The following is a 15,676-nucleotide window of genomic DNA, read 5'->3' on the forward strand; positions in this document are numbered from 1 at the left end:
AATTAGCGGGGGCATGCCCCCGCTAATTTTTTGTCTAATTTTAAATATTTGCACATTATGAAGAAAGAAGAATTGTTCAACGACGATTTCCTGAAGCAGTTCAAATCGGGAGACGAGCTCAACGGTTTTTTGAAGGAGCTCCAGAAACGCGGCATCGAGAAGATGCTGGAAGGGGAACTGGACGGCCATCTGGATTACGAGAGGCACCAGCGCTCGTCCAATGCCAATAATCGCAACGGACACTCCAAAAAGAAAGTGAGGACCTCCTTCGGGGAGTCCGAGATATCCGTCCCCAGGGACAGGGATGCCAGTTTCAACCCCATGGTCGTCCCCAAACGGGGCAACATGGTGGACGGTATCGAGAACATCATCGTATCCCTGTACGCCAAGGGCATGTCGGTCAGTGACATAGAGGAGCAGATACGGGAGGCCTACGGCTTTGAGGTATCAACTTCGACCATATCAAGGATCACCGAAAAAGTGGCGGACGACATTGTTGCATGGCAGAACCGCCCTCTGGAACCGGTCTATCTGATCGTATGGATGGACGGCATCGTCTTCAAGGTCAGGGAATCCTCCAAGGTGATCAACAAGACCGTGTACGTGGCCGTGGGCCTGCGCAGGGACGGAAAGAAGGAAGTGCTGGGCCTATGGCTGGGCAAGAACGAGTCGGCGGCCTTCTGGATGTCGGTGCTCACCGACATGAAGGCCCGCGGCACCCAGGACATCCTGATCACCGCCACCGACAACCTGAACGGGTTCACGGACACCATCAAAAACGTCTTCCCCGAGTCCAGGACCCAGATATGCGTGGTGCACCAGATACGCAATGCCTGCCGCTACGTGGTATGGAAGGACAAGAAGGCCTTCACCGCGGACATGAAGGGCATCTACAATGCACCCAACGAGAAGGCCGCAAAGGCCGCCCTGGAGGACTTCGCCAAAAAATGGGAGGGCAAGTATTCCTATGCGATAAGGAGCTGGAGGGACAACTGGGAGGACCTTACCGTGTTCTACGAGTTCCCAGTGGAGATACGAAAGATCATCTATACCACCAACCTTATCGAGAACCTGAACGGGAAGATACGTAAGTACACCAAGAACAAACTCTCCTTCCCAACTGACGATGCGGTGATGAAATCCGTATATTTGGCCACAAGGGAGGCCACCAAAAAGTGGTCCATGCCCATTAGGAACTGGGGCATCATTTTAAACCAGTTCCTAACGATCTATGAAAAAAGGGTCAGACTATAATAAAGTCAAACCCCCGTTATTTTTAAATTACACACTTATTGGGATAGTGTCTCAAAAATTTATCACCAGTTCCATTTCCCGTTCTTTTTAGTAGTATCGTTAATTGAGGTTTTACGGAACTAATTATGATTGTCAATTTCAACTCTACTGTAAGGTTGCTTTAGAGCAAATAGGGAAGCAATCACCCATCCTTTTTTTGAACTTTAGCGAATATCTCTAAAACCTGGAACCGGTCCAATTCCTCCAATATTACCTATTTTTCCTAAATCACCAATATTTCCGGTTTCTCCTCTATCCCCATAGTCAATTTCTAAATAAGGATTATCACTTCTGAACATTAGTCTATTGTTTATAACAATTTCGCCTAAATAAAAACCATTAAGGCCTATGAAGAAATTCATGTTTTCCAAAAAGAATCCGATGTTGTCTCCATTTAAATTGTAAAGCCTATCATTAACCTGATAAGCGATTTCATCTCCTTGGCTATTATATAGATGCATGATTCTTTTTTGACCTTTTAAAATAGACTTTTGTTACTCAGAATTAGAAGGATGTTCAACATAGTTATTCAAAATTAAAGCTCCTTATCAATTTCTTCATTTATGGAGTTCGAGTATGCTTGCAAGTCAATAGCAGCTACTGTGCCTATGGATTGTTGCAAGTATCTTGTCAATTGAAGAAAGAAGGACACCAAAGAATTTTCAACTTTACTGAAATTAATATTCTTGACTTTTCTCTTTAAGTAATAATCTTTATATCGTTTTTCAATATCTGTTATATCTTGATTTTCCCCTCCAACATAATCGACAAAAAAACTACCGTAGTCAGCTACACATCCAAAATCAATGCCTTTCAAGCCTTTTTGACCTGTTAAATGTTTTTTTAAAGTCTCATTGTTATTCCTTGATCCAGATTTTGTTGAAGTCAATATTCCCCCTACTATTTTTGTCAAGCCCCTTGGTTTTTGTTTTTGTCCGACACTTATTATACTAGTGGTAGTTCTTTTAAGTTTCCGGACACTTTCTATTTTCTCCGCGGCGTATTGGACATTGGTTATACCTTCAGAACGACCAGAAATATCTGGTTTAACTTCGAAAACAGCATAGACCCCTTCAGCCGGGATATAATGAAAACCATTTTGAGAAAAAATGAAGGGAGTAAACCAATTATCATAAATGACAATATCTATTTGCTGACTGGTATTTCCTTTAAAATCAATTACGATAGCTTTGTCTACACTATATCGGTTGGGAAGGTATTTTCTAAGCCACTCAATCCATGCGTTTTCTAATGAATCACCCTTAGAACCAGCATGAGTTATAAATTTCCTATTGGTGCTAAGTTGTGAAATCATCTGATTTTGCAAACCCTCAAACAAGTATTTAAGGTCTATTTTATTCATAGGTTAGAAGTTTTTTATTGTCATAAACATAAAATGTATATCCTTTAAGTTTATTAGCAGTTACACTTAAGATTAAAAGGATAGGGTTAGTTATACTGACGGTCTTATGTTCGGCAATAGCTACCATTGCATTATAATCAGTCTGACTATACTTTGTTGACCCGTTTGGATGAGTATGCCATTCGCCAATATAGTATAGTCCTTTTTTATTAAATAGCCTTTCAAACACATTTTCTAACCCGTCTATACTCCGGTCAAATTTGTAGGGATATCCTACAAATTTTTTCGGTAGAATAATATGGTTTAAATACAAAGTTTTGAAGTCCTGAGAGTAATTGCCGATAAGAAAACCACCGAACTCATTTGGATAATGTTCAATCCCAATACGGCCAATTTCAGCTAAGAGATTTTCATCAAATATCAGTTTTAGGTCATTATGTGATTTTATTATTTTCAAAACTCAATTAAACTTGGCCCGAATGAATCTGTAGCTCCTGATTTTATAATGAAATTATTCAATTTTTTCTCTTCACCCAATACTCGATTGATGTGTTTTATAGCATATTGTGCCATAAAGTTTATATCCAAATAAGAGGCTTTAAAAGTTGGGCTCCAACAACCGGTAGGGTTATAGAGATCATCAAAACCATTTTCTAAAATATCATTATACTGAGTTTTTACAAAACGATATATGTTTGGATAAATGCCGCATACAAGCTCTTTCCCTTTGTTTGTTGTCGATAAATTGATTAAGGTACTTTCTAGACTTAAATTGTCTAGAATATACATCAAGTCATCGTCAGTCGTGCAATCAAATATTATATCATACTTGTCTAGCTGAGTAACAAAAATATTTTTGTATTCTTTATCATCGTAAAATGATTTGATGATGTTTTGGAAGTAATCTTTATTAATTGTAGCAATTTCAACAAATGGGGAAATCGCAGTAACAATTCTCTTGAGCTCGTCAACTTTATCATTCATGCCTAAATTGAAAAAATATTCTGAACGACAGACATTTTCATATTCTTTAACATCGAAATCAGCAAAATCTAAGTTTTTGCACCCACCTCTTACCAATGTTGTCGCGACCATGCTTCCAATGGCACCTATGCCTACTATCAGAATTTTCTTCTCAGTAATCTTCTTGGTCAAGGAGCCTCTACCAAAAAAATATTTGTAAGAAGCATTTCTTGAAATAGCCCATTTAATACTTCCGCTTGTAAGTTCACTTTTCCATTTTCCAGTTTTTCTACCTTGGATTTTTATAGGTACGCCGTGAATTGGAAATTTACCGATTTCGATAAGGGCTACCTGCCAGTGAATTTCGCTTTGTATAGTCTTATATCCGAGAAATAATGGGGTTTTACGGTTTCTAAACTCTTTAAGGTTGTTTTTTTCAAATTGGTGAAGAAAAACTAAGAAATCATCTGTGAAAATATCATAAAAACTGTCCCAATCTTGGAAAATAAATCTCTCTAATTCTGCCGGTGGTTTTTCAATAAAATAGTATAGACCTGTGTTTACTTTTGGAGAACCTAAATATTGATTGCTCCATTTACAACTACACTTGCCGCCACCTTGTGGCATAAAATGCTGAACAAAATAATTATGGACAATCTTTTCCTTGTAGACGCCATCACTTAGTATTGATATTTCTACACTACCGAAATCTCCGGCAATAAAAACGTTGTCGACCTCAGTGAAACTAAATGAATAGTAAACATTGTCTATAGTATTCTCCGGTACAATTATATGCTCATAGTGTTCATCCTGATCATTGTTTATATAGTATTTTTCAATCCACTTTTTTAAAGAAGTAAAATCGATGAGCAATTTCTGCTCCAGGTTGCGATTGTGTGTGGTATGGATGCAAACTGTGCCATCACCCATCACATGTCTATAATGTCTTAATTGCTTATTTACAAATTTGATAGACTCGGCATCGTAACTCCTTAACGGGTAATGATTGGCAATAGAAATCTCAAAGTCAAGAGGTGCCGGCAAACTATCAAAATCAATTTGAAATTTACCACTAACCGAAATATCATTCTTACTGAGGCAATAGATATTTTTGACAAAGGATATTTTGTCAATAAATTTTCGAATTTCTTTTATATCCAACGACATTTAACCAAAACGCTGATTGGTTGGCGGTATTGAGGCTGCAACAGAAGAACCTTTGATTCCGTAGCTAGAGCCGGCTGAATCATTATCCTCAAATTTTTCATTTATTGGGAAATAGTTTTTTAAATTCTCCGCATTTTCATCAACCCTCTCAACTATTATTCCCATTCTACTTGCGAGGTTACTCCTTTCCCATCTCTCTAAAGTATCCAATACGTCGTTATTTGAATTGCCTGGATCAAAAAGCTTGAAACCCTTATCTTCAACGTTATCCTGAATGTATACCATTACCGTTTTAAGCTTTTCCCAAAGATTACCGGTGATTTTCTCTTTCGCAAAGGCCTTAATAGTGAATAATTCAAGCAAAAACGATTTGTAGCTTTCGTGATTTCTGTTTTTCCAAATTTTTAACAACCTAATTATTTTCCGCTCTTCTTTTTTCGCTCTAATATGCTCTAATTGAGAATGTATGTTGGTTTGTATATAGGTGCTTTTGTCAAATAGGCCGTACTTTGAATACACATATAAGTTAAGATTTTTGTCGTCAACATATTGGTCTTGATTTAATTCCCTCCCGGGAACTATATCGAGACTTATCACATCTCCATCCTCATCTTCACTAAATTCAATTCCTATTGAAACTTTTTGCTTTCTCACATAGGCTTCATCATTATATTTGTCTGATAGGAAATCAAATAAATCATCGAACATTACTTCAAGAGTTTCAAAAGAATTCCTTTTAAATGGGGCTACTACATCTAAATCAAACTTAATGTTGATGGCAGTATGTTTTTTAAAGGAACCTGAATCAAAGGGGTAGTAAATTTTATCGCCATAATGTTCGGATAATGCAGATTTTACATTATCCCTTTTTACTTTGAATTTGCCTACCAAATCCTCGATTTTGGACATTCTGTGCGTTTCCAACACATCGTTTAAGTAATCTGTTTTGTTGAAAGCCATATATAAATTTTAAAAAAATTAACACAAAAACAAGGCCAACATTTATTAATCTCACGCGATTTGTAGGAAACCCCATTAATTTGACAGAATGTCACTTTTTACCATTTTTCCTTTTAATAATCTATTCAAAAGAACACATTTAGTAAAACCATAGAATTTAATAATACAACTGCGAAGACGAGATTTATTAGTTGAAAATCCCATATTAATTTTAACTAGTTTTATTTCCTTTATTTATAAATTTTCTAATGAGTTTATTAATGTTAAATCTTGCGTTAACCTACTCTATCCGTGTATAATAATCTTTGAAACCTTATAAAGGTTTCTCTTATTGACTTTATATCTCCTAATTCTCTTTTAGCATCGGCAATAGCATTGTATTTAAGTAAAAGCAAGGGTGATAGTTTGTCTATATCCAGCTCATTTACTCCTTCTTTAACATACTGCTCCAACACAAAATTTAAGAACTCTTGTTGTTTCTCATGATAATCGTTCAACTGTACTTTTGCTCTTGTTGCACGTTCCAATCTAGGAACAAGGTCTTTATGATAAGCTACATAATTTAAAACATCGAATAAATCACTGTCTTCTCCATGAACAATTCGCCTTAAATCTTCCAGTTGTGTATTGGTGTATCCTTTGTCACTTAGTTCTGTCAGTAGTTTTTTTCTTGTGCTTGGCAAACTCCATAGATTTATTAACTGACTTTCGTCCCTAAATAATTCTGGTAAATCACCAAATAGTTGTTCGATAAATTCTGCTGACGAAATTGGTTTACCTGACGGGTTCCAAAAAGACGTTTTAATCATGGAATCAATTTCAAGTACTTTTTTGTCCGACAATTTAACCTTAATCATTTGCCTAGGTGGTGTTACACAAACACAAGGAATGTTGCCGCATTCAGGACAAGGTTCAGGTTCAGGTCTTTCACAATTACATGGTCTTTCTCCGCAAATGTTACAGGGTCTCGGTGTTCCTCCACTTGTTGGTGGTTCAGGCTCTAATGGTTCACCATCCCATTCAGGGTCTTGGAAATGATTGTGCGCATCTACAAAATCAAAAATTGTGAAATAGTCTTTTCCATCAAAAAGGCGAGTTCCTCTACCAACTATTTGTTTGAACTCCACCATTGAGTTTACAGGGCGCATTAAAACAATGTTTCTGATTTCAGGTGCATCTACGCCCGTACTCAATTTTTGAGAAGTCGTTAGAATGGTTGGAATACTCTTCTCATTGTCTTGAAAGTCTCGTAAATGTTGCTCTCCAACTTTTCCATCATCGGCGGTAACTCTGTGGCAGTAGTTTGAATTCCTGCTTGTAGCATACTGATTGATTAAATCCCTAACAGCTGCTGCATGAATTTGGGTAGAACAGAAAACCAAGGTTTTTTGATTTTGATTTATCAAATCCATAAAGAGTTTTACTCGATATTCTTCTCTCGCTTTAATTTCAATAATTCTATTGAAATCGGCTTCTGTATATTCTCGTCCTTCTTCAATTTCGCCTTCCACTTCATCATCCGAAGTGTAAGTGTAATCATCAATAGTGGTGTCAATTTCTTTGACTTTAAATGGCGTTAAGAAACCATCATTGATACCGTCTTTTAATTTGTAGCTGTAAACTGGGTCGCCAAAATAGTCGTAAGTATCTCCGTTTACATCCCGTTTTGGTGTTGCCGTCAAACCGAGTTGAACAGCAGGTGAGAAGTAGTCCATTATGGCTCGCCAAGAACTTTCGTCAGATGCCCCGCCTCTGTGGCACTCGTCAATGACTATGAAATCAAAAAAATCTGCTGGATATTCTCCAAAGTATGGCGAGTCATTTGGACCGCTCATAAAGGTTTGGAAAATGGTAAAAAAGATACTTCCGTTTTTAGGAATGCGACCTTTCTTTTTAATTTCCGAAGGTCGTATGCGTACCAATGCATCTTCATCAAACGCATTGAACGAATTAAAAGCTTGGTCTGCTAAAATATTACGGTCTGCCAAAAACAATATTCTTGGGCTTCTAGAACCATCTCGCCTCAGATTCCATTTGGCATGAAATAACTTCCAAGTTATTTGGAAGGCTATAGCTGTCTTCCCGGTTCCCGTAGCCAACGTGAGTAAAATTCTGTTCTTCTTAGATGCAATCGCTTCCAATACTTTAGCAATCGCATTTTGCTGATAATACCTAGGTTGCCAAGTGCCACCTCTATCTTCAAATGGGATAGCGAACAAACGTTCTTTCCAATTGGCAATTTCAATTTTGTAATCTTCTTTGGGTTTTGGATAGGTCATTTCCCAAAGTTCATCTGGCGTGGGATATTTGGCAACATCTCCTTCTGTACCTTCTTGCATATCAACTCCATAGGTTTGCAAGCCATTTGTACAATAAGTAAACCTAATGTTTAAACGCTCTGCATAATCCTTTGCTTGCCCCAACCCTTGGGTATAATACTCATCTCTTTTCTTGGCTTCTATAATACCTATACGCCTATTCTTATAGTGTAACACATAATCAGCTTTTAAAGGCTTCGCTCTCCTATTTTGGCCAATTAAGCGTCCCTTTGTAATCGGGAATTCTTTAAATATCCTGCTGTCTCCGACCGTGCCCCACCCTGCATCCCTAAGTGCTGGTTCTATTAAGTCATATTTGGTCTGTTCCTCATTCATCTATTACGGTTTAAAACACTTATGACCAATCTCTTTACCGTTTCCATTTCTTCTGGTTTACTAGAAGCTATAAAAAGGGTTAAACTAGCCAGGGTATCGTTATTTATGATAAGGCGTTCTGCTGTAGTATAGAGCATATTGTTTTGCTCCAAAAACTTTAAAAAGCAAGCTGCCGCTATACGCTTGTTGCCATCTACAAAAGCGTGATTTTTTACGATCAAATATAACAGGGTCGCTGCCTTTTCTTCTAGCGTTGGATAAAAGTCTTGATTACCAAATCCTTTTTCTATTTGCTTAACAGCACTTTCAAAACTGTTGTCTTTTTCTTTACCAAATACACCACTACTAAATTCCGTTAGCATTGCTTTAATAATAGTCTGGTAGTCTTTTAAACTAGGGTAATTGGCATCTCGTTTTGTTGATCCTCTAATATCTAATTGCTCATGGTCATAATCATCCAAAAGGCTCAAACCTTTGGCAAAGATTTCTAAGATGGCATTTTCAGAAGCTTTTTCTTCAATAGCTAGCGTAGCCGCTCTTGTTAATATATGAATGCCATCTTTTAGCAATTTTACTTCTTGCTCTTTTTGTTGTAGTCTTTTTTCATTAATTGCGTAACCTTTAACCAAAAACTCTTTTAGAACACGGTTTGCCCAAATACGAAACTGTGTGCCTTGATGGGATTTTACCCGATAGCCAACGGATATTATGACATCTAGATTGTAATATTTTGTGCTTTTTGTTTGGGTTTTTCCTTCTATGGCCCCGTGTTGAGTGGTATGTGCAAAATTTGCACTAACCAAATCTTCCACTAATTCTCCTTCCTTAAAAATATTGCGAATATGCCTACCAATAACCGTTCTATCTCTATTAAAAAGTTGGGTAAGTTGTTCTTGATTGAGCCATACGGTTTCTTTGTCTAGCTGAACCGAAACTTCAATTTGATTGTTGTCGGATTTGTATATAACTACTTCGCCCATATTTTCACTTATTGAACTGTCGCATATTTTGAGACAGTTGCTTCTTTTGTCAACGCACCCGAAAAGGCTTTTTGTAATATGGATTTTTTAAGGTCTTCTAAGTTGGTGAGTTTTTGTTGGTAGTGGGATTTCATTTTACTTTGATTTGCATCTAATTCTTCCATTAAGTCAACAAATTCATTCTGGGTAGTTATGGATTTAGGTTGAATGATTTTAAGGTTAGCCAATATTTTACTTGAAACATTCGGAAATGTTGAGCCTGTACCCAAATCATATATAGTTTGTTGATTACATCTTATGAAAAAATTAATCCATTTTTGGCTTTTCACATTTCTGATTGCTGCAACTCCTCGGCCAATACATGCTTGAAATCCTGCAATATTTATTCTGCCGGTTGTAGAACCTCTTACACATAGGATTAAATCACCTTCTTCACAAAGTTTTGTAGGTTGAGTTGTCCATTTGCTCATAACCGTTTTTGAGAAAGGTTCAGCGCCAAATTCAACAGGACCATTTATAAGTGGTGTTCCAATGCCCTCTGAATTATAAGAAGTTCCTTTAGGGCTTTGCCCCATTATAATCTCGCAAACCTCACCTAAAGTTTTCTCCTCCCAACCATCACCTTTCCCTTCGACTCCGCTCAGGGCAAGTTGGCTAAAAATTTCATTGAGCTTAGATTGAAACAACTCTTTCGCATTTTCTATATTTTTCTCAATATTGGCTCGGGCTTGGTCTATGGCTGCAAAGGCTTTATCGAGTATCGCTACGATTTGTTTTTGTTCGGGAAGTGGTGGGATTGGGATTGGGATTTTCAATAAATCTGACTTAACTAAACTTGGTCTTCCTGAACCTCTATCCATTTCAGTAAAATCAAAAGACAGACAGAAGTAGTGAAGATAGTTTTTGTCTAAACCTTCTTTTGCATGAAGACCAAATGCGGTATCAACGTTCCAAAATTTTTTAGTTATAAAAAGAGGTGAGTTGATTGTTCCTTTTCTCCCAATAATTGTTGTCCCTTCTTCACAAATATAATCATCAGCATATCCCATAACTTTCCCTGCACTTCCAAGAATAGGATATTTACCATTTGGATTTAAAACTTCTTTTTGGTTACGACCACTTCGAATTTCCAATACTTCAGACCATTGTTTCATTGCCCAACCTTCGCTCATATCAACTCTTTAATTTGGTTCAGAATAGTAACAGAAGCCGTTTCTAACTTAGAAAAAGCAAACCATTTTTTGCCCAAATCTTTAAGGCTGGCTCCTATATGGTACACTTCTTTTTGGTCAAGTATTAAAAAGCGGTCGTGGGCTTTTGTAAAAGGTACTGCCTTAAATGTGGGGTATTGGCTACTGGCTTTTGCTATGTCTAGTTGCATCTTTTTGCTAATGGTTTTACTCAATAACAGAACGTCTACGTCTTTTTTCTTTTTGGTTAATTGGGTAATCACGCTATCGTCTAGGTAGTTGTCTATTACTATGATTTGCTGTTTGGCATTTTTAATCAATCGGCTTACAAAATCATAAGCATCATAGGTTTGCCCGTCAAAAAAAACGCCTTGGTGGTGTTCTATTTCGGGTGCTTCCAGGGCTTGAAACACTTGCTCAAATTTGCTATCCGTTTCTAGTTTATGTTGCTTGAAATCTTGAGATAATTGCAAAAGTGTAAGGTTATTGCCAATTGTCTTACGCATTTGCACAAAAGCATTCATTATCTGTATGCTTACTTGTATGGCTACTTGGCTACGCAATACGGCAGAAAGCATAGCAACACCTTGCTCGGTAAAGGCGTAAGGATTATTAGATGAATGTTTCAGTTTTTCAAACCGGTCACAATTTGTGACCAGTTCATTTTTTTCATTATCGCTTAGTTGAAATCTAAAGGCTTGTGGAAACCGTTCTAAATTTCGCTTAACAGCCTGATTGAGTACTTTGGTTTCTACTTGGTACATTTCTGCCAAATCTCGGTCTATCATTACAGGTTCATCCCGAAATGTAAAGATTCTATTTTCTATCAAAATTAAATTGCTCATATCAACTCTTTAATTTGGTTTAAAATAGAACTTGTCTCCTCATCCAAACTTTGCATTTCCTCCAAAATTTCTTCTGGGCTTCGCAACGGTGCTTCTGCGGGTGTATTGGGATTTTTGGGTGATAAATCTAAGGTGTCTTCGAGAACCTCAGACACAGATACATTCCAACTCTTCTCTGATTCCTGTTTGGTTTTCGCGAAAGCGATAAACTCTTCCATATCGGCATCGTTTAAAGGATTGGTTTTTCCTAAACTTCTGCCGGCATCCAATTGGTAGTACCATATATTTTTGGTGGGTTCGCCTTTTTGGAAAAACAAGACTACTGTTTTAACCCCTGCACCTGTAAATGTGCCTGCTGGCATATCGAGAATGGTATGCAGGTTACAACTTTCTAACAAGTGCTTACGCAAAGACACAGAAGCATTATCGGCATTGCTCAAAAAGGTGTTTTTAATAACAATGGCGGCTCGTCCACCTGTCTTTAAACTTTTGATAAAGTGCTGTAGAAAGAGGGAGGCGGTTTCTCCTGTTTTAATGTCAAAGTTTTGTTGTACTTCTTTGCGTTCTTTTCCGCCAAATGGTGGATTGGCAAGTATAACATGGTAACGGTTTTTCTCTTGAATGTCTCGTATGTTCTCACCCAATGTATTAATGTGAATGAGGTTAGGTGCTTCAATGCCGTGCAGAATCATGTTCATAATGCCAATCACATAGGCCAAGTTCTTTTTCTCTTTTCCAAAGAGTGTTTCTTCTTGTAGCGTTTTAAGATTATCTGTGGTTTTCTCCATACGCTCGTACAAATAGTCGTAGGCTTCGCACAAGAAACCACAAGAACCTGCGGCACCATCATAGATTTTTTCTCCAATTTGTGGATCAATGACATTAATCATGGCACGAATAAGCGGTCGTGGTGTGTAGTATTGTCCACCATTACGACCTGCATTCCCCATGTTTTTAATCTTGCTTTCGTACAAATGACTCAGTTCGTGTTTGTCAGTTGAAGCACGAAAAGGCAATTCGTCTGCATATTCTAAAATCTCACGTAGGTTGTACCCACTTTGGATTTTGTTTTTCAGTTCAGAGAAGATTTCTCCAATCTTGTATTCAATGGTTTTTGGATTGTCCGCATTTTGTTTGAAATCAGCCAAATATGGAAACAACTTGTAGTCCACAAACTGAACCAAATCTGGTCCTGTCATCGCTTTGTGGTGGTCAAGTTTTCCGTCTGCACCTTTAGGCATTGCCCAATTTGGCCAACGGTATTCTTCATCTAAAATGAAGTTGTAATCTTCTCCACGTAGTTCTGCTTCGTCTGCTTTGTCTTGTTCTAATTCGTCCAAGTAGCGTAAGAACATCACCCAAGAGGTTTGTCCTATGTAATCTAATTCGCTGTCCGCTCCTGAATCTTTGTAGAGCAGGTCATCTATGTTTTTAAAAGTCTGTTCAAAACTCATTTGGAAAATAATTTTATTGAAAATTTAGCCTTAATCTCTGATGGGCTAAAAATAAATGGGGGAGGCATTTTTAGTCTAGCGGATGAACCGTACTAATTATTGCGGCCTAAAATAAATAAATAAAACTTAATATCATTTGTTATTATAAGGCCTTAATTGAGCATCAAGCCCCCGATGCCTTAAATATTTATAGTAGGTCGCCCTAGAAATTTTTAACCGCTCGCATATTTCCGTAACAGTCAATCTTCCTTCTTTAAAATATTCCTCACAAAGAACAGCCTTTTGCTTATTCTTTTCACTGATTCCCTTAGGCGCTCCTAAAACCTTTCCCCTTCTCCTTGCGGACTGCAAACCTGCTTTGGTCCGTTCGATGATGATATCCCTCTCAAGTTGTGCAAGGGATGCAAAAAGGTTGATGATGAACTCCGAATGGGAAGACCTTTCGGTCGTATCTATAAACGGTTCGGTAATACTCTTGAACTTCACCCCCTTTTGATCGAGCTCGTTCATCAGTTTCGTAAAGTGGATCAAACTTCTGGCCAGTCTGTCGAGTTTCCAAACAACTATTGTATCACCCTCCCTAACAAAGTTTAATAACCTTGACAAACTTTTGCGTTCTTCCCTTGAACTGGAAACCTTATCGGTAAAAATGTTCTTTTCCTTAATCCCTTCTTTAAGCAGAGCATCAATCTGAAGATTAAGATTCTGTTCTGCGGTACTTACCCTTGCGTATCCAAAAACCATCTTTAAAGTTTATTTAAAGGTAAATAATTAAACTATTTTATTTATACGGAACTTTAAACTTTATGATAATAACGTTTTCGCTTATCTTCAAAAGTTCAATAAAACGGTGGTTAAAAGCTGCCTTGATGGACATAACCTATACCCTTTGAAATGTTATCCAATAGATATATGATAATTAATTCGCTAAATTTTAAAAAGCAACTCTTTTTTTTTTTCTATTCTCTTCCCATATACCAATGGATACTTAGTCATTTATCCCCCGACATAAATTTGCTTTATACCAAAACAAATCTACAGGACAGTCTTCAGAGCTATACGTGTGGCATCTTATGTGTATATAGCAATTCTTTAGTCAAACTTTGAAAAGAAGCTCTTCTCTTTTTATGACCGTTTAATACAGAACCTCTAATATCGTTTACTTCAAAAGGAATCTTAGAATGTTTGATAAACTCACCCTTTTCTTTTTTTCTCCCTTTCCATAAACAGCGCCCTATCGGGCGCTAGCATTAGGGATAGCAGCGGCATCCAGCGCAGCGGGCCGTTAGGTTTCGTTGACCAAAAAGGCGACAACGGAGCTCTTTTTGGGCTTACGAAACCTTGAGGTTTGCAAGGGCGATATATCGGATAGCCCGGCCAACGCCCAGAAACTCATAAAGAAATGTTTTGGGGACGGGATGCTTCTTGGGCGGATGCCTTCGCGTTGGATTCTTTTTCTTTTTCTTCCGGTTCCACATCGTATTTGTCTTCTAGGGAAGTATTGATCTCTTCCAACCGTCGTTCCATTTGTTCCAACTGCTCCAATTTGTCGAATTCCAGTTCCAATACTTTTTTATTGGCCCGTATTGCCTTGGAATAATCATCTTTCAATTCGGTCTGTGTTCTGAGGGTCTTGGGTATCTTGGCCAAGGCATTGTGCATATACTCCCCAATGCTAAGGGGATTGGCCACGATTTTCTGCGAACCATAACTGTAGCTGGCGTTCGGGGTCTTCACAAACAAACGATGTTCCTCGGCATCGAGGACCCTGAGCCGCAATTCGGCATCCAGGAGGGAGACCATGGTATGCTCGCCTACCTTTTTTCTCTTGGATTCCAGAAGGTGTTGGAGCGCCTTTCCAATGATAAGTGTTTCTGACCTGTTGTCCAATTTCAATGCCCCGGATACCATTGAAAAATACACTTTCTTATCGGAAACGGATTCCCACAAGGGAATATCCCTTTGAAGATTGTCAATATTTTTACCCGTTTTCAGCAATTCGTTTTCATAGAAATTGATATTGTTCTCGGCCTCCAAGCGGTTCTTCTTAAAAATGGAACGTTCGAGTTTGAGCTCTTCCAGCTGCTTGCCCAATTCTTCCTTTTCCAGATACAGCGGGTCGTTCTTGGCTACGGCCAAGAGGGTCTTGTAGTCGATGGAACCCTCGTCGTTGACCGGCCCCATATCCAGTTTGTTGAATAGTATCGTACCATTGGTCAATTGTTCGATGAAATTCTTTTTGATGTTGACGTTGTTGAGCATCAGGGCATCGGTACAGTTCTCGACAATGTAGAAAGATACGATTACTTTGTTCCCAAAATGTTGCTTGGCACCAAGGTTGCCCTTACGGATTCCCCTACCGTTGCGCTGGTCGATGTCCGTTGGCCGATAAGGAATATCCACATGATGTATCCGCACCAAACGTTGCTGGATGTTGGTGCCCGTCCCCAATTTTTCGGTGGAGCCTATAATTACCCTGTAGGAGCCGTCGTTGACTTTTTTAAAGCATTCCAGCCGTTTTCTGTCGGTCTTGAAATCATGGATGAACACGACCTCCTCTTTGGGAATAGCATATTCTTCCACAAGAATTCGCTTGAGCTCATCATAAATATTGAAATGCTCCTTGGGTACGCCCAAATCCGAAAAGACCGCCTGTGTTCCCTTAAAAGCATTTGTTTCGGTATAGGTTTTATGGATTTCGGAAGCTATAATGCGCAACTTGGCCTGCCCGGGGTCATCCAGTTCCTGATTCAATAACCTGGGGTCAATGGAGGCGTTCCTCATGTGATGGAGTGCTATCAACGACA

Annotated in this window: 13 protein-coding genes; 1 reads left to right on the top strand and 12 read right to left on the bottom strand. The window is 38.3% G+C overall.

The features are described 5' to 3' along the window. The first annotated feature begins 57 nt into the window (after positions 1 to 57). Positions 58 to 1,254, top strand: a complete 1,197-nt coding sequence (locus BIZ36_RS17670; RefSeq protein ID WP_187459223.1) for an IS256 family transposase — start codon at positions 58 to 60, stop codon at positions 1,252 to 1,254. A 203-nt stretch (positions 1,255 to 1,457) separates the two neighbouring features. Here BIZ36_RS17670 and BIZ36_RS17675 read toward each other — a convergent pair whose 3' ends face one another. The 12 genes from BIZ36_RS17675 to BIZ36_RS17730 form a co-directional block, all read right to left on the bottom strand. Further along, entirely contained in the window at positions 1,458 to 1,754 is a 297-nt protein-coding gene (locus BIZ36_RS17675; protein WP_187459224.1) for a hypothetical protein, read from the bottom strand. A 74-nt stretch (positions 1,755 to 1,828) separates the two neighbouring features. Further along, positions 1,829 to 2,656 (bottom strand): DUF6602 domain-containing protein, encoded by an 828-nt coding sequence (locus BIZ36_RS17680; protein WP_187459225.1) that lies wholly within the window; start codon positions 2,654 to 2,656, stop codon positions 1,829 to 1,831. After that, entirely contained in the window at positions 2,649 to 3,113 is a 465-nt protein-coding gene (locus tag BIZ36_RS17685; protein WP_187459226.1) for a Mov34/MPN/PAD-1 family protein, read from the bottom strand. Before BIZ36_RS17685 ends, BIZ36_RS17680 begins: the two co-directional genes overlap by 8 nt. Beyond that, entirely contained in the window at positions 3,110 to 4,780 is a 1,671-nt protein-coding gene (locus BIZ36_RS17690) for a ThiF family adenylyltransferase (RefSeq protein WP_187459227.1), read from the bottom strand. Before BIZ36_RS17690 ends, BIZ36_RS17685 begins: the two co-directional genes overlap by 4 nt. Before the next feature lie 6 nt (positions 4,781 to 4,786). Continuing rightward, positions 4,787 to 5,746: a nucleotidyltransferase family protein gene (locus BIZ36_RS17695; RefSeq protein ID WP_187459228.1), complete on the bottom strand. Its 960-nt coding sequence runs from the start codon at positions 5,744 to 5,746 to the stop codon at positions 4,787 to 4,789. 275 nt (positions 5,747 to 6,021) lie between these two features. Then, entirely contained in the window at positions 6,022 to 8,400 is a 2,379-nt protein-coding gene (gene hsdR, locus BIZ36_RS17700; protein WP_187459229.1) for an EcoAI/FtnUII family type I restriction enzme subunit R, read from the bottom strand. Continuing rightward, positions 8,397 to 9,380, bottom strand: coding sequence for a virulence RhuM family protein/type II toxin-antitoxin system death-on-curing family toxin (locus tag BIZ36_RS17705; protein WP_187459230.1), 984 nt, complete (start codon positions 9,378 to 9,380; stop codon positions 8,397 to 8,399). Before BIZ36_RS17705 ends, hsdR begins: the two co-directional genes overlap by 4 nt. A gap of 8 nt (positions 9,381 to 9,388) precedes the next feature. Next, entirely contained in the window at positions 9,389 to 10,552 is a 1,164-nt protein-coding gene (locus BIZ36_RS17710; protein WP_187459231.1) for a restriction endonuclease subunit S, read from the bottom strand. Further along, positions 10,549 to 11,415, bottom strand: a complete 867-nt coding sequence (locus BIZ36_RS17715; protein ID WP_187459232.1) for an ORF6N domain-containing protein — start codon at positions 11,413 to 11,415, stop codon at positions 10,549 to 10,551. Before BIZ36_RS17715 ends, BIZ36_RS17710 begins: the two co-directional genes overlap by 4 nt. Further along, positions 11,412 to 12,869, bottom strand: coding sequence for a class I SAM-dependent DNA methyltransferase (locus BIZ36_RS17720; RefSeq protein ID WP_187459233.1), 1,458 nt, complete (start codon positions 12,867 to 12,869; stop codon positions 11,412 to 11,414). The genes BIZ36_RS17715 and BIZ36_RS17720 overlap by 4 nt, the downstream gene beginning before the upstream one ends. A gap of 132 nt (positions 12,870 to 13,001) precedes the next feature. Further along, the gene (locus tag BIZ36_RS17725) at positions 13,002 to 13,613 is read right to left on the bottom strand and encodes a recombinase family protein (RefSeq protein ID WP_187459234.1); all 612 of its coding nucleotides are present in this window, start codon (positions 13,611 to 13,613) and stop codon (positions 13,002 to 13,004) included. A gap of 648 nt (positions 13,614 to 14,261) precedes the next feature. Beyond that, positions 14,262 to 15,653, bottom strand: a complete 1,392-nt coding sequence (locus tag BIZ36_RS17730) for a helicase C-terminal domain-containing protein (protein ID WP_502709171.1) — start codon at positions 15,651 to 15,653, stop codon at positions 14,262 to 14,264. Positions 15,654 to 15,676 lie beyond the last annotated feature (23 nt).

It is taken from the genome of Cytophaga sp. FL35, from assembly GCF_014349235.1.
Classification (GTDB): Bacteria; Bacteroidota; Bacteroidia; order Flavobacteriales; family Flavobacteriaceae; genus Euzebyella.

Bases quoted from the DNA above. Each gene is read 5' to 3' on its own strand.
- BIZ36_RS17675 (WP_187459224.1), bottom strand. From the start codon at position 1,754: ATGCATCTATATAATAGCCAAGGAGATGAAATCGCTTATCAGGTTAAT.
- BIZ36_RS17695 (WP_187459228.1), bottom strand. From the start codon at position 5,746: ATGGCTTTCAACAAAACAGATTACTTAAACGATGTGTTGGAAACGCAC.
- hsdR (WP_187459229.1), bottom strand. From the start codon at position 8,400: ATGAATGAGGAACAGACCAAATATGACTTAATAGAACCAGCACTTAGG.
- BIZ36_RS17720 (WP_187459233.1), bottom strand. From the start codon at position 12,869: ATGAGTTTTGAACAGACTTTTAAAAACATAGATGACCTGCTCTACAAA.
- BIZ36_RS17705 (WP_187459230.1), bottom strand. From the start codon at position 9,380: ATGGGCGAAGTAGTTATATACAAATCCGACAACAATCAAATTGAAGTT.
- BIZ36_RS17730 (WP_502709171.1), bottom strand. From the start codon at position 15,653: ATGAGGAACGCCTCCATTGACCCCAGGTTATTGAATCAGGAACTGGAT.
- BIZ36_RS17670 (WP_187459223.1), top strand. From the start codon at position 58: ATGAAGAAAGAAGAATTGTTCAACGACGATTTCCTGAAGCAGTTCAAA.
- BIZ36_RS17680 (WP_187459225.1), bottom strand. From the start codon at position 2,656: ATGAATAAAATAGACCTTAAATACTTGTTTGAGGGTTTGCAAAATCAG.
- BIZ36_RS17710 (WP_187459231.1), bottom strand. From the start codon at position 10,552: ATGAGCGAAGGTTGGGCAATGAAACAATGGTCTGAAGTATTGGAAATT.
- BIZ36_RS17725 (WP_187459234.1), bottom strand. From the start codon at position 13,613: ATGGTTTTTGGATACGCAAGGGTAAGTACCGCAGAACAGAATCTTAAT.
- BIZ36_RS17715 (WP_187459232.1), bottom strand. From the start codon at position 11,415: ATGAGCAATTTAATTTTGATAGAAAATAGAATCTTTACATTTCGGGAT.